Genomic DNA, 14,431 nt, shown 5'->3' on the forward strand with positions numbered 1-14,431 from the left:
ATTGGTGGATTTGGAGACGCAGAGTAAGCAGTGCTGCATTCCTACGCGTTCATGTCTCGGCTACGCCGCAACATCAAATTCAATTCATCCACCACCTCCGCCCAATCCGCATCATCCAAAATCTCATCCCGCAAGAACGCCTTCTGGCTGTCCGTCCAGAAAAACGCATCCGCCAGGTGCAGTTCGGGCTTGAGTGGAGAGTGGACGGCGACGAAACGCTCGATGCTGATCGGGTCATCGGGCAGGCCGAGTTGCTTGAACAAAGACGGCAAGCTGTGGACTGGGGATTGCATAGTGTGTTCCTGAGCAGGGGGTTCACTTGAGTCTAGCCTCACAGGCGAGCATAAGCCTGGCGCAGCTTAATCGCAGCCCTCCCGGTGAATCGCCTCCGGCACGTTACACAGCACAAACAGGCGCGCCCGAGCGCCGCCGCCGCCCTGCTGACTGATCTGGCGCCAGCCTTCGGGCAGAGGGGCAAAGTCATCCGGCGCTTCATTGCTGCTGATCAACCACACGCGTCGAGTATCGGCAGGTATAGCCGACAAACGATCGAGGTAGATCCGCCCACCGTCCTGATCCACCAGGGTGCCAAAACCATAGGCATTGGGGCGCGTTGGCGTGCCATCGGCCTTGGGCGGAGTGTAGAGCTGCAACTGGGCATCGGTCTGGTCGTAATAGACGTAGCTCAGGTACCACATCATGTCGCTGAGGACGATGCGGTCATCCTCCTGGTAGTTGCGGTTGACGAACTCCACCGGGACGTTGAACTGGTCATGCTCATCGACAGCGAAGTTGTTTTTCAACCCCACCAGCTCCACGGCGATACACAACACGAACAGGGCTGCGCCAAGTATCGAAAAACGTACCAACAAGCGATCCACCGCCAATGCCAGGAGGATCGGCAAGCCCAGGGCATACACCGTGAGATAACGCTCGATAAAGACCGGGGAAATGAACGAAACCCCAAAGACCAACAGCAATGGCAGCATGAAAAACAGTGCCAGCAACCCACCAAACCGGTAGCTGCCTTGATCCCGCCAGGCGGTCACGCCCACCACTGCCAATAGCAACACCGGCAACAGCAAAAACAATGGCTGCCATAGGCCGTCGCCTTCGTCCTGGATGAGAAACTGCCAAATCATCGCTGGCACGGAGAACAGGTTGACCGGCTCTTCCCAACCGATATCACCGCCCACCTTGAGCTGTTCGATGTGCTGCACCAAGCCCAGAAAGTTCGGCAGCCAGGGCAAATACAGCACGACGATGGCGACATTGGCCCACCACCAGGGCGCGCGGGTAACAAGCCGCAAGCCAGACGTGCGTAGCAGTCGCAGCAACGCCAGCCACGACCAGTGCACCAGCACGCACAGGGCGGTGAAGTAATGGGTATAGAAACCCGCCGTCATCAACAGTACATAGACGACCAGATACCGCGTCCGCTGCGGTTGCCGGGCCCAATAGACCAGCGCCAGGGTGGCGCCCAGCAGCCATACGCCCAGCAACGAGTACATCCGCACTTCCTGGCTGTAGCGCACCGCCGTGGGTAGCAGCGCCAGCAGAATCGCTGCCAGCACCGCCGCGCGGCGGGTCGCAATCACGCGAGTCAGCCAGATACCCAGGCCGACGGCGATGACACCGGGGATCGCACTCATGCTGCGAATGGAGAAAATCCCGTCACCAAACAGTTCAATCCAACCGCGCAGCAGGAAAAAATACAGCGGCGGATGAACGTCATGGGCGGCGTGGAACCACAGGTCAGTCAGAGAATACTCACTGAGCAATAGGCTTGAACCTTCATCACCCCAGATCGCTGAGGCGGTCAAGCCATAGAAACGCAAGGCCATGGCCAGCGCCAGGAGCGGCACCCACCAGAGCCGACTGATCCAGCCTGCGCTCCCCCACAGGTCGGGGTTGAGCACAGTACAGGCCCCGACCTTGTCGTCTTGTTCCGCCACAGAGCGTCGCACCTCTATTTCCTCACCCACGGCCCTTCTCCAGGGCAAAACCCGCGCTTGCGCGAACACTCGCCACTCTAGGTCAAAAGACCTTGATTCGCCTGCCGTTTTGCCACCAATCGGACAAATCTGAATTCTTCGTAGGCCTGCACTGATGCCTTTGCAGGTTCGCGCTATCATTGCCGCCTTCCAAGGATTCAGGATCAAGGACACCTCATGCACATCGGTCTTCTGGCTGTGCCTGCTCCGACACGGTAATGCGTGACGCCGATTAACCACGGCCTCAGGCAATTCCAACCCCCGGGGTCCTCGGCACAGGTTTAGTGTTTCTATTCGCTGACGCTATTAGCGCTGCATGCCCCAACGTTTCACGGTGACCCGCTCCAGGGTGTCAAACACCAGGTTTTCCACCAGCAGCCCGATGAGGATCACCACTGCCAGCCCGGCAAAAACCTTGTCGGTGTACAGCTCATTGCGGTTCTGGAAGATGTACCAGCCCAGGCCACCCTTGCCGCTGGTGGCGCCGAATACCAGTTCGGCGGCGATCAGCGTACGCCAGGCAAACGCCCAGCCGATTTTCAGCCCGGCGAGGATCGACGGCAACGCCGCCGGAATCAGGATGAACAGCACAAAGCGCATGCCCTTGAGGCCATAGTTGCGCCCAGCCATGCGTAGGGTTTCCGAGACGCCGAGAAACCCCGAGTAAGTGTTAAGCGCCAATGCCCACAGCACCGAATGCACCAGCACGAAAATCAGGCTGTTCTGCCCCAGGCCAAACCACAACAACGCCAGCGGCAACAACGCAATCGCCGGCAACGGGTTGAACATCGAGGTCAGGGTGCTCAACAGGTCGCGGCCCAATTGGGTCGATACCGCCAAGGTGGTCAGGGCGAATGCCAGCACGATGCCGATCAGATAGCCCTTGAGCAGCACCACCAGCGAAATGCTGACCTTGCCCAGCAACTCGCCGCTGGCAATGCCGTCGTAGAACGCGTGGAAGGTCTGCAAAAAGCTCGGCAGCAGCAAGTCGTTGTTCTGATAACGAGCGGCCGCTTCCCAGAGGATGGCGAGCACGATCAGGATCATGCTTTTGCGCAGCCAGCCTTGTTGCCACAGACGCTGACGCAGAGGCAGCTCGCGTTCCACGGGGACGCTGAGCAGCGGTTGGAGGGTGACTTCATATTCCTGGCGCATGCTGTAATCCTTCAAGGTGCAGCCCTTCAATAAGCGATGCGGATATCGGCGAAACCCAGCTCACGTTCGGCTTCAGGCACTTCATCAAACAACAGCCGATGAATGCGCCGCGCCGAGGCCTGGAACTCCACACCGCCAAGGCTGTGCAGGTCATATTGATGGCTGTGGATTTCCGCGCGAACCCGTCCCGGATGAGGCGACAGCAACAGGATGCGATTACCCACCACCAGCGCTTCTTCAATGGAGTGGGTGACGAACAGCAAAGTGAAGCGCACCTCTTCCCAGAGCAGCAGCAACTCCTCCTGCATCTTGCGCCGGGTCAAAGCGTCGAGGGCAGCGAAGGGCTCATCCATCAGCAGGATTTTCGGCTGCATGGCCAAGGCTCGCGCAATCGCCACACGCGCTTTCATGCCGCCGGACAGCGTGTGCGGATAGGCATCGGCAAAGGCCGTCAGGCCGACTTTTTCCAGGTAGTGCAGTGCCCGCTCCTCGGCTTCGCGGCGCTTGAGGGTTTTGGAGGCGAGCAGTGGGAACATGACGTTCTGTTTGACGGTTTTCCACGGTGGCAGTTGGTCGAATTCCTGGAACACCACGATACGGTCCGGGCCCGGCTGGTCGACCTTTTGCCCCAACAAGCGGATCTCGCCTTCACAGGGTTTGATAAACCCGGCGATGGCCTTGAGCAACGTTGATTTACCGCAGCCCGAAGGCCCCAGCAGCACAAAGCGGTCGGCCGGGTCGATCTCAAAGCTGACCTGATGCGTGGCCCGCACCACCCGTTCAGGCGTGCGGTATTCAAGGCTGACATGGTCCACCGACAGCAGCGCGGAAGGGGTCTGCAGGTTGCTGGCCGTGTGGCCTTGCAAGGGCGCGTTCATCTCAGCTCCCTTGCAACGGCTTGGCATCCTGAAAAAAGTAATCCTTCCACGATTCAGGTTTGTTTTTGATGGCGCCGACGCGGTAGAGGAACTCGGCCAGCGGGTAGGTATTTTTCGGCGTAACGCTGAATTCAAATTGCGGGTTATCAATGATTTTCAGCAGCGCAGCACGGTCGATCTTGGCCTTGGTCACGCGGATGTAGGTGTCGGCGGCAGCGCCTTTATCGTTCTGGGCGAACTGCGCGGCTTCGGTCAATGCCTCGACGAAGGCCTTATAGGTTTTCGGGTTGTCGTTGCGAAATTTCTCGGTGGTAAACAGCACCGTCGGCGAGTTTGGGCCCAACAGGTCATAGGTATTGAGCACCACATGGACGTTGGGGTTGGTCAGCGCCTGATCCTGGAACGGCGGATTGGAGAAGTGCCCGGTCAGCTCAGTGCCGCCGGCGATCAGTGCAGCGGTGGCATCCGGGTGCGGAACGGCGACGGTGTACTTGTCCAGGCGATCGAATTCCTTGTCGCCCCATTGCTTGGCGGCGGCGTATTGCAGGAAGCGCGACTGCACGGAAACGCCGACGGCAGGCACGGCGATGCGGTCTTTCTCGGTGAAGTCAGCGATGGTCTTGACCTTGGGGTTGTTGCTCACCAGGTAGTAAGGAAAGTTGCCCAGGGAGGCGACAGCCTTGACGTTCTGCTTGCCGTGGGTGCGGTCCCAGATGGTCAGCAGCGGACCGACACCAGCGCCGGCAATATCAATGGAGCCGGAGAGCAACGCGTCATTGACCGCCGCGCCACCGGACAGTTGGGTCCAGTCGACCTTGATGTCGATGCCCTCCTGCTTGCCGTATTTCTCGATCAGGTTCTGGTCGCGCACCACATTGAGCAACAGGTAGACGATGCCGAACTGTTCAGCGATGCGAATTTCGCCTTCCGCCTGGGCTACGGCCGGTGCGATCAGGCTGCCAGCCAGCAGGCTGACGCTTAGGCCAAGTGTTGCGGCCAGTCGTGCGAATGGAGTTTTCTTGGACATGGTGCTGCTCCGAATCAGAAAGGCGCGTCGCCCTGGATGGTGGTGCGGTACAGCTTGCGGCGCAGGTAGCTGGGGCAACCGGCGGCCAGGTGGACCAGCGAGCGGTTGTCCCAGAACACCAGGTCGTGGGGCTGCCATTGGTGGCGGTAGATGTTTTCCGGCAGCACGCTGTGGGCGTAGAGCTGGGCCAGCAGGTCGCGGCTTTCGTCCTCCGGCAGGCCGACGATGCGGGTGGTGAAGCCTTCACTGACGAACAGCGCCTTGCGGCCGTTTTCCGGGTGGGTGCGTACGATGGGGTGTACCACTTCGGCGACCTGGGCCAGTTGCTCGGGGGTTAGCGTCGGGCGCCAGTTGCCTTCGAATTTGGTTTCGCTGTAGCGCGCGGTGTAGGAGTGGGCGGCGCTGCGGCCTTCGATGGCCTGGCGCAAGTGCTCGGGCAGTTGCTCCCAGGCTTTGTGCATATCGGCGAACAAGGTGTCGCCGCCTTCGGACGGCAGCTCCTGGGCGTGGAGCATCGAGCCCAGGCTCGGCAGTTCCTTATAGGAAAGGTCCGAATGCCAGAACTTGCCGGCGTCTCCCAGGCCGATGGATTGGCCGTTCTCGATGATGTTGGAGACGATAAGGATTTGCGGGTGGTTGGCCAGCAGGAACTGTTTGAGCACGTGGATCTGCAGCACGCCAAAGCGGCGGCTGAAGGCGATCTGCTGTTCGGGGGTGATGCGTTGGTCGCGAAAGACCACGACGTGGTGGTCCAGGTGAGCGCGGTGAATGCGGGCGAAGTCCTGGTCGTTGACCGGGCGGGACAGGTCCAGGCCAATCACCTCGGCGCCGACGCTGCCGGGGAATGGGCGGATGTCGAAAGTTTGGGTGGTGGTTGGAACAGCGGAGGTTGCAGGCATGGGTTCACTCCCGAGCGATCAGGAGAGTGACTTTATAGATATAAGAACCGCAGTTTAAATACCGTTAGAGAATATCTATATGGCTTTTGGGCCGCAGCGTCAGAGGGCCGCCGGGGTGCGGCCCTCTCCACTTTCGTAGCAGCCGCCGAGCTTTAGCGAGGCGGCGACAGGTGCAACTCCGTGCCGAGGCCAGGCTTGAGGTCGGTGGTGCAGCCGACGTAGCCTCGCTGGCGCTCGACAACTGCTACATCAACTCCTGTATTCAATCTGGATTAGCGCTCGTGCAACGCCTCTGCCCGCGCCCGGATGATGGGCTTGAGCAGGTAGCTGAGGATGCTTTTCTTGCCAGTGATGATGTCCACCGAGGCGACCATGCCGGGGATGATCAGCAGCGGCTTCTCATCGGTGCCCAGGTGGCTGCGGTCGGTGCGCAGGGTGATCATGTAGTAAGTGTTTTTCTTGTCTTCATCGGTGATGGTGTCGGCGCCGATGCGTTCCAGCTTGGCCTTGAGGCCGCCGTAGATGGTGTAGTCATAGGCGGTGAACTTGACGATCGCCTCCTGCCCCGGATGCAGGAAGGCGATGTCTTGGGGGCGGATCTTGGCTTCCACCAGCAGGGTGTCGTTGAGCGGCACGATTTCCACCATGTCGCTGCCTGGCTGAATCACGCCGCCAACGGTGTTGACCAGCAGTTGCTTGACGATGCCACGTACCGGCGAGGTCACCAGGGTGCGGCTGACCCGATCTTCCAGGGCCTTGCCGGTGGACTCGGCCTTGTTCAGTTCGGTGCGGGCTTCGTTGAGTTGGGTCAGGGCTTCACTGCGGAATTTGCCGCGGGTCTCGTCAATTTTGCGCTGCACTTCCTTGATCGCCGATTCGGCGCGGGGAATGGCCAGGGTAGTGGCATCCAGTTGCCCACGGGTTTCCATCTCGGCGCGCTTGAGGCGCAGCACTTCCACCGGCGATACCGCGCCCTGGGCCACCAGCGGCTCGGACATGTTGATTTCCTGGCGTTGCAGGCTCAACTGGTTGCGGTACTGACCTTGCTTGGAGCTGAACTCGCGCAGTTCCTGTTGGCGCTGCACCAGTTGCTCCTGCAAGCCGCCGATCTCATCCTTGAGCTGCTGGCGACGGCTCTCGTACAAGGAGCGTTCGTTGGCCGCCTGGCTTGGCGCAGCCTTGAGCACGTCGTCAGTGATATTGAGCGGACGATCATCCACCTGGGCGCTCAAGCGTTCGACTCGCAGCACCATGGACAGCCGCTGCGCTTCGGTTTCACCGGCGTTGGAGGCAAAGCGGGTGTCATCCAGGCGAATCAGCGGAGCACCGGCTTCAACGATCTGGCCTTCATGCACGTACAACTCGGCGACAATACCGCCTTCCAGGTTCTGGATTTTCTGTAGCTTGGAGGACGGAATGGCTTTGCCGTCGCCACGGGTTACTTCGTCGATGCTGGAGAAATACGCCCAGGTCATCAAGAACAGGAAGAACGCGATGATCGCCCAGATGGTCAGGCGGATGACCCGCGGCGCATCTTCGATCAACGCCTTGTTGACCTCGGGCAGCGGTTGATCATGAAGAGATTCGGAGCCTTTAAAATAGCTGCCGATCGAAGCTTTGATAGAGTTAAGCGACACTGATTTGCCCCTTCTTCAACGCTTCCATAACCACGGCTTTCGGGCCGTCCGCGAGGATCTGCCCACGGTCGACCACCAGCAGGCGGTCCACCAGGGACAGCAGCGAGGCACGGTGCGTGACCAGCACCACCGTCTTGTTTGCCACCACAGCTTGCAGGCGTTGTTTCAAGCGTTCTTCACCAGTGTTGTCCATGGCGCTGGTCGGTTCGTCGAGCAGCAGGATAGGCGGGTTGAGCAGCAGGGCGCGAGCCAGGGCGACGTTTTGCCGCTGGCCGCCAGACAGGTTCTGCCCACGCTCGCCGACTTGCAGCTCGTAGCCCTGGGGGTGCAGGCTGGCAAACTCATGCACACCGGCAAGCTCGGCGGCTTGCAGGACCACCTCGTCTTCGACGTAGCGGGCGCCGGAGACCAGGTTGTCGCGCAGGGTACCGGCCAGCAGTTGGATATCTTGCGGTACATAGCCGATGTTGTGGCGCAATTCACTGACGTCGATCTGGCGGATGTCGACGCCGTCTACCAACAGCGCACCGGAGTCCGGTTGATAGAGGCCCACCAGCAGTTTGGCCAGAGAGCTTTTGCCCGAACCGCTGCGGCCGATGATGCCGATTTTCTCGCCGGGCTTGATCACCAGGTTGATGTTCTTCAGCGCCGCGTTCTGTTGGTTCGGGTAGGTGAAGTTCAGGCCACGGCACTCGATGGCGCCTTGCAGGGTGCGGCGGCTCATAGGGCGTTCTTCGAAATTGCGCTCTTGGGGCAACTCCATCATCTGGTCCACCGAGGTCATAGTGACCTTGGCTTGCTGGTAACGGGTCAGCAGGCCCGACAGCGAGGCCAGCGGGCTCAGGGCGCGGCCGCTGAGCATGTAGCAGGCGATCAAGCCGCCCATGCTGAGGTTACCGTCAATGATCTGGTACACGCCGAAGACGATCATGATGACGCCGGCCAGTTGCTGGATCAGCAAGGTTATGTTCATCGACAGGCCCGACAGCAACTTCACCCGCAGTTCAAGACGGCTGAGGGTTCCGATGGTCTGTTCCCACTGGTACTGGCGTTCGCTTTCGGCGTTGTTGACCTTGACCGCGTCCAGCCCGGCTAGGGTTTCGATCAGGCTCGACTGGCGCTCGGCGGCCAGGGCCATGGTTCGTTCCATGGTCGCCACCAGGGGTTTTTGCAGGGCGTAGCCGATCCCCAGGGCAATCGGGAACGCCAGCACCGGAACCCACACCAGGTGACCACCGAGGATGGCGATCACCAGGAAGATCAGCAGGGTGAACGGCAGGTCGATCAGGCTGGTGAGGGTCAGGGACGCGAGAAAATCGCGCAGGCTCTGAAATTCGTGGATGTTCTGGGCGAAGCTGCCGACCCGCGCCGGGCGGTACTTCATGGACATGCCGACAATGCGCTCAAACAGCGTGGCCGAGATGATCAGGTCGGTCTTTTTCCCCGCCAGGTCCAGGCATAAGCTGCGCAGGCTCTTGAGGATCAGGTCGAACAAGTAGGCGCCGCCGATGCCGATGGCCAGCACCCACAGGGTGGCCGTGGCCTGGTTCGGCACCACGCGGTCGTAGACGTTCATCACAAAGAGCGGCGCGGCCATGGCGATGATGTTGATCAGGAAACTGGCGGCGATGGCGTCGGTGTAGAGCCAGCGCGAACGCTTCAAGGTGTCGCGAAACCACGAGCGGGCACGGGGAATCAGGGTGCCGTGGTTGACGTCGAATTTGTGCTGGGGCTGGGCGAAGAACACTTTGCCGGTGTAGTCATCGGCGAGCTGCTCGCGCTTGATGATCACTTCACCGCCGTCGCTTTCGCTGAGCAGGATTCGCGCTTCGTCCTCGCCTTGCCAGCCGACTAGCACGGTGCTACGACCGTCCTTGAGCAACAGCAGCGCCGGCAGGGCAATGGTGGGGATCTGTTCGAGCTTGCGTTGCAGCAAACGCCCCTGCAACCCGGCACGGGCGGCGGCACGAGCCAGCAGATCAGCACTCAGGCGCTGCGCGGGCAGCGGCAGGCCGGTGGTGAGCATCGCCGCACTGGCCGGCTTCTGGTGCAGGGCACAAAGCGTCAACAATCCGTCGAGTAACGGGTCGTCGTGCAGCGCGCGTGGATCATGACTGAGATAATCTCGACTGACTTCTGATTCCACGCGAACACTCTCAACTAACGATTGGACAATGAGTTTTTACTCAATTCATCCCAGGCAGTTGAACCTTCGGCTTCACATCGTTTTGTACGACGGAGGCCATCGGTGCGACCACTCCCTGGCTCTTGAGCAACTCGCCCATGGTCGCCTTGATTCGGTACTGAGTAAATAACTGAACGTTTTTTATCTCTTCCAGGCGCCGGGAGGCAGTGAACAGCTCGTTCTCGCTGTCGAGCAAATCCAGCAGGGTCCGCTCGCCGAGGCTGAATTGCTTCTGATAGGCGCTACGCACGTTGTTGCTGTGGTCGACATATTGCTGGGCGATCGGCACCTGGGCATTGGCGTTGTTCAGGGCGTTCCAGGCCAGGCCCAGCTCTTCGTTCAACTGGCGCAAGGCGTTGTTGCGGATATCCAGGGCCTGGTTGGACTGGTAGGACTTGGATTGCAGGTCGGCCTTGTTGCTGCCACCGGCGAACAGGTTGAAACGCATACGCACCATGGCTTCCCAGCCATTGTTGTGGCTGGCGTCGCCGTCGATGTTGTTATCGGCGTTGGTGCCAAGCTCAGCATCAAAACGCGGGTAGAAGGACGACTTGGCCGCTTCGTACTGCTTTTCGGCGGCAACGATATCGGATTCGGCAGAGCGCAGGATCGGGCTGTTGTCGAGCATCTGGCGGCGCGCTTCATTCAAGTCGACCGGCAGCAGTGCCATGAATGGGGCAGGACGTTCCAACTGGTCCGGCATCTGGCCAACGGCGCTGAGGTAGTTGGTTTGGGCATCGGCCAGGTTGGTCTGTTCGGTGATCACATTGTTGCGGGCCTGGGCCAGACGGGCTTCGGCCTGGTCAAGGTCGGCACCGCTGCCCACGCCACGCTGGGTGCGCAACTTGATCTGGTCGTAGATTCGTTCGTGGTTGCGCAGGTTGTCTTCGGCCAGGCGCACAAATTCACGACGAGTCAGCACGTCGAGGTAAACCTGGGCCACTGTCAATCCAGTGCGCTCGGAGGTGCCGAGCAGGGAGTACGCGCGGGAGTTAACGTTGGCTTGTTGACGCCCGACTTCGCTGGAAGTAGCAAAGCCGTCAAAAATCATTTGCTGCAGGCGCAAGCTGGATTCACTGCGATTGAGCGTGTCCCAGTGGTTGCTGCTATTGGTTCGGGTAGACGAGCTATCGGTGCCTTCACGACCGTACCCGGCGTTCAGATCGACGCGCGGCAAATAACCGCCCTGGGCGGCTCGCAACTGGTAGTCGGCAGACAGGCGGCTGTTGACGCCCGCCTGGATCTCCGGATGCACATCCAGCGCTTGCTGCATGGCCTGGGGCAATGTTTGTGCTTGTACGAAGCTGGCGGCGAGGACGAACGGTATAGCCTTGAGCAGTTGCAAACGCATTAAAAAATTCCCCAGGACTTCTTGTCTCAAATCACAGCAACTCATGTCGCTGCGTCGAAAAATGGCAACCGTAATGACCGTGCGTCGGAAAGTTCAAAAGCGGAACTGGATCACACACCGTAGGACGATTCGCCACGTAAATATCAATGTGACATTAGTGGGACGATTGTTTAGGATGGAGCCCATAAGGTCAATAGTTTGGCATAAAGTTAATTTCCAAAAAATTACAGCCAAATTATTGACGATTAATCTGTCAAAACTTAAGCACCTCCAAACTGGCATCTAAATGATTGTCAGGACTATGGAAGTCACCCGAACGGATCGCCGGAGAAATCTTCAATGAGCAGCGTTGTTGCCATCGTTAAAAGCATTGTTGGCCAAGTGTTCGTCATTTCTCCGGAAGGGGTCAGACGTGTCCTCGTTGAAGGTGATCGTCTGTTCGTCGGAGACCAGATAGACACCGGTCTCTCCGGCGCCGTGAGTCTGGAACTGGCCGACGGCCGGACCCTGGACCTGGGCCGCGACACCCAGTGGAGCGCCGACGCCCCCGACTCCAGCACCGACCTGGCCGAGGCCACCGCGCAAGCCGCACCGTCGGTTGCCGAACTGCAGCAAGCCATCGCCGCCGGCGCCGACCCGACCACCGAGCTGGAAGCCACCGCTGCGGGCACAACCGCTGCAGGTACGGGCGCCGCGGGTGGTGGTCACAGCTTCGTGGTGCTCGATGCAACCGCAGGCCGCGTTGACCCAACGATTGGTTTCCCGACTGCCGGCCTGGCCGTTACCACGGCCCCATTGACCGAGCGCCTCGCCGCGCAACCGACCACCAACGCTGACCAAGCGGGCCCAGCCGCGCCCGTGCCATCGACCCTTACCCTGGGTGCCACGCCGACCATCACCGAAGCTGGCGGCGTGCTGACCTACACCGCCACTGTGACCCAAGCACCCACCAGCGACCTGAGCATCACCCTGTCCAATGGCTCGGTGATCACCATCCCGGCAGGCCAGTTGACCGGCACCGTCAACGTGCCCATGGCGCCGAATGACAGCCCTTATATCGATCCAAGCCAGATCAGCGTCACCGTTACCGGCACCACCGGCGGCACCAACCTGGATCTGACCATCAACCCGGCGCCGGCCGTGACCCAGATCACCGACACCATCGACACCACCACCGTCACGCTGACGGCGGGCGAGAGCGTGACCGAAGGCGGCCAGATCACTTACACCGCGACGCTGACCAACCCGGCACAAACGCCGGTGACCGTCACCTTGAGCAATGGCTCGGTGATTACCATTGAAGCGGGCAAGTCCACCGGCACGGTGGTGGTCGATACCCCGGCCAATGACGTTTACAACAATGGCAGTACAGTCAGCACCACGATTACTGGGACGACGGGTGGGAATTTTGAGAGTCTGGTGCCCAATACTGCGCCGGCTGAGACGAAGATTGTCGACTCGCTGGACAACACCGGCCTGAAGCTGAGCGCTGAAGGGTCGATTGTTGAAGGCGGCAAGATCACCTACACCGCCACACTGACCAACCCTGCCGACACCGCCGTGACCGTGACGCTGAACAGCGGCGCGGTGATCACCATCGAAGCCGGGAAAACCAGCGGCCTCGTCGTGGTCGATACGCCGGTCAACGATGTTTACAACAATGGCAGCACCGTTACGGACTTCATCAAGTCCACCACCGGCGGCAATTTTGAGCAACTGACACCTAACACTGCGCCGGTTGAGACCAAGATCGTCGACTCGCTAGACAACACCGGCCTGAAGCTGAGCGCTGAAGGGTCGATTGTTGAAGGCGGCAAGATCACCTACACCGCCACACTGACCAACCCTGCCGACACCGCCGTGACCGTGACGCTGAACAGCGGCGCGGTGATCACCATCGAAGCAGGGAAAACCAGCGGCTTCGTCGTGGTCGATACGCCGGTCAACGATGTTTACAACAATGGCAGCACCGTTACAGACTTCATCAAGTCCACCACCGGCGGCAATTTTGAGCAACTGACACCTAACACTGCGCCGGTTGAGACCAAGATCGTCGACTCGCTGGACAATACCGGCCTGACGCTGAGCGCTGAAGGCTCGATTGTTGAAGGCGGCAAGATTACCTACACCGCCACACTGACCAATCCCGCCGACACGGCCGTGACCGTGACGCTGAACAGCGGTGCGGTGATCACCATCGAAGCCGGGAAAACCAGCGGCTTCGTCGTGGTCGATACGCCGGTCAACGATGTTTACAACAATGGCAGCACCGTTACAGACTTCATCAAGTCCACCACCGGCGGCAACTTTGAGCAACTGACGCCTAATACCGCGCCGGTTGAGACCAAAATCGTCGACTCGCTGGATACTACAACGATCAAACTGACCGCCTCCGGCGAAGTCAGCGAAGGCGGCCAGGTTACTTACACCGCGACGCTGAGCCACGCGGCCGGCAGCAACATGACCGTCACCCTCAGCAATGGGGCCGTGATTGAAATCGTTAAGGGCAACCTCTCCGGCGAAACGAAATTCAACGCTCCAACCGATGACGTCTTCAAAGACGAAAGCACTGTCTCGGCCACCATCAAGCCAGACGGCATCGTCGGCGGTAGCTTTGAGAAGCTGGAAATTGTCGGCGGCGCAGCCGACACCCTCGTCAAAGACACCATCGACGAAGTGACCGTTTCTCTCCACGCCACTCCAAGCATCAATGAAGGCGGCGAGATCACCTATACCGCTTCTTTGCTGGGCAAAGACGGCAAGCCAGTTCTAAACCTCGGCTCCGACCTGGTCGTAAAACTGGCCAACGGCGAAACCATCACCATCGCCAACAACGCTTCGTCGGGCACCGCAACCATCACCGTTCCGGCGGACGTTTACGTTAATCCCGCGATCTCCAACACCATTACCCAAGTGGTCAGCGGCGGCGAGAAGTACGAAAAACTTACCGTCAGCGATAAACCGGCTGGCACCACCGTTATCGATACTGAAACTCCGTCGACCATCAAGTTGACTGCATCGGGTGAAGTCAGCGAAGGCGGCCAGGTTACTTACACCGCGACGCTGAGCCACGCAGCCGGCAGCAACATGACCGTCACCCTCAGCAACGGGGCCGTGATTGAAATCGTTAAGGGCAACCTCTCGGGCGAAACGAAGTTCGACGCTCCAACCGATGACGTCTTCAAAGACGAAAGCACTGTCTCGGCCACCATCAAGCCGGACGGCATCACGGGCGGTAGCTTCGAGAAGCTGCAAATTGTCGGCGGCGCAGCGGACACCCTCGTCAAAGACACCATCGACGAAGT

Annotated in this window: 10 protein-coding genes; 1 reads left to right on the forward strand and 9 read right to left on the reverse strand. The window is 59.8% G+C overall.

Features of this window, described 5'->3' with window-relative positions:
- Positions 1-41: 41 nt before the first annotated feature.
- From FQ182_RS18715 to FQ182_RS18755, 9 genes are all read right to left on the reverse strand, one after another.
- On the reverse strand, positions 42-293 hold the full coding sequence (locus FQ182_RS18715) for a DUF2789 domain-containing protein (RefSeq protein WP_149414258.1): 252 nt from the start codon (positions 291-293) through the stop codon (positions 42-44).
- Positions 294-359: 66 nt separating this feature from the next.
- Positions 360-1,967 carry a glycosyltransferase family 39 protein gene (locus FQ182_RS18720; protein WP_149414266.1) on the reverse strand — a complete coding sequence of 536 codons (1,608 nt, stop codon included), beginning with the start codon at positions 1,965-1,967 and terminating at the stop codon, positions 360-362.
- A 333-nt stretch (positions 1,968-2,300) separates the two neighbouring features.
- On the reverse strand, positions 2,301-3,149 hold the full coding sequence (locus FQ182_RS18725; RefSeq protein WP_149414259.1) for an ABC transporter permease: 849 nt from the start codon (positions 3,147-3,149) through the stop codon (positions 2,301-2,303).
- Positions 3,150-3,175: 26 nt separating this feature from the next.
- Complete coding sequence (locus tag FQ182_RS18730) at positions 3,176-4,027, reverse strand: ABC transporter ATP-binding protein (protein WP_149414260.1); 852 nt, start codon at positions 4,025-4,027, stop codon at positions 3,176-3,178.
- A 1-nt stretch (position 4,028) separates the two neighbouring features.
- The gene (locus FQ182_RS18735; RefSeq protein ID WP_149414261.1) at positions 4,029-5,054 is read right to left on the reverse strand and encodes an ABC transporter substrate-binding protein; all 1,026 of its coding nucleotides are present in this window, start codon (positions 5,052-5,054) and stop codon (positions 4,029-4,031) included.
- A 14-nt stretch (positions 5,055-5,068) separates the two neighbouring features.
- Positions 5,069-5,953, reverse strand: coding sequence for a TauD/TfdA family dioxygenase (locus FQ182_RS18740; protein ID WP_149414262.1), 885 nt, complete (start codon positions 5,951-5,953; stop codon positions 5,069-5,071).
- A 272-nt stretch (positions 5,954-6,225) separates the two neighbouring features.
- On the reverse strand, positions 6,226-7,590 hold the full coding sequence (locus tag FQ182_RS18745) for an HlyD family type I secretion periplasmic adaptor subunit (RefSeq protein ID WP_149414263.1): 1,365 nt from the start codon (positions 7,588-7,590) through the stop codon (positions 6,226-6,228).
- Complete coding sequence (locus FQ182_RS18750) at positions 7,580-9,736, reverse strand: type I secretion system permease/ATPase (protein WP_149414264.1); 2,157 nt, start codon at positions 9,734-9,736, stop codon at positions 7,580-7,582. The genes FQ182_RS18745 and FQ182_RS18750 overlap by 11 nt, the downstream gene beginning before the upstream one ends.
- 40 nt (positions 9,737-9,776) lie before the next feature.
- Positions 9,777-11,126, reverse strand: a complete 1,350-nt coding sequence (locus tag FQ182_RS18755; protein WP_133103588.1) for a TolC family outer membrane protein — start codon at positions 11,124-11,126, stop codon at positions 9,777-9,779.
- 339 nt (positions 11,127-11,465) lie between these two features.
- Here FQ182_RS18755 and FQ182_RS18760 point away from each other — a divergent pair.
- Positions 11,466-14,431: retention module-containing protein (locus FQ182_RS18760; RefSeq protein WP_149494038.1), on the forward strand; the 2,966-nt coding region annotated here is incomplete at its 3' end.

Origin of the sequence: Pseudomonas sp. ANT_H4 (assembly GCF_008369295.1) — a bacterium.
Lineage (GTDB): Bacteria > Pseudomonadota > Gammaproteobacteria > Pseudomonadales > Pseudomonadaceae > Aquipseudomonas.

What these genes read in the sequence shown, in the direction of transcription:
- FQ182_RS18715 (WP_149414258.1), bottom strand. Translation starts at nt 293, where the DNA reads ATGCAATCCCCAGTCCACAGCTTGCCGTCTTTGTTCAAGCAACTCGGC.
- FQ182_RS18755 (WP_133103588.1), bottom strand. Translation starts at nt 11,126, where the DNA reads ATGCGTTTGCAACTGCTCAAGGCTATACCGTTCGTCCTCGCCGCCAGC.
- FQ182_RS18730 (WP_149414260.1), bottom strand. Translation starts at nt 4,027, where the DNA reads ATGAACGCGCCCTTGCAAGGCCACACGGCCAGCAACCTGCAGACCCCT.
- FQ182_RS18725 (WP_149414259.1), bottom strand. Translation starts at nt 3,149, where the DNA reads ATGCGCCAGGAATATGAAGTCACCCTCCAACCGCTGCTCAGCGTCCCC.
- FQ182_RS18735 (WP_149414261.1), bottom strand. Translation starts at nt 5,054, where the DNA reads ATGTCCAAGAAAACTCCATTCGCACGACTGGCCGCAACACTTGGCCTA.
- FQ182_RS18740 (WP_149414262.1), bottom strand. Translation starts at nt 5,953, where the DNA reads ATGCCTGCAACCTCCGCTGTTCCAACCACCACCCAAACTTTCGACATC.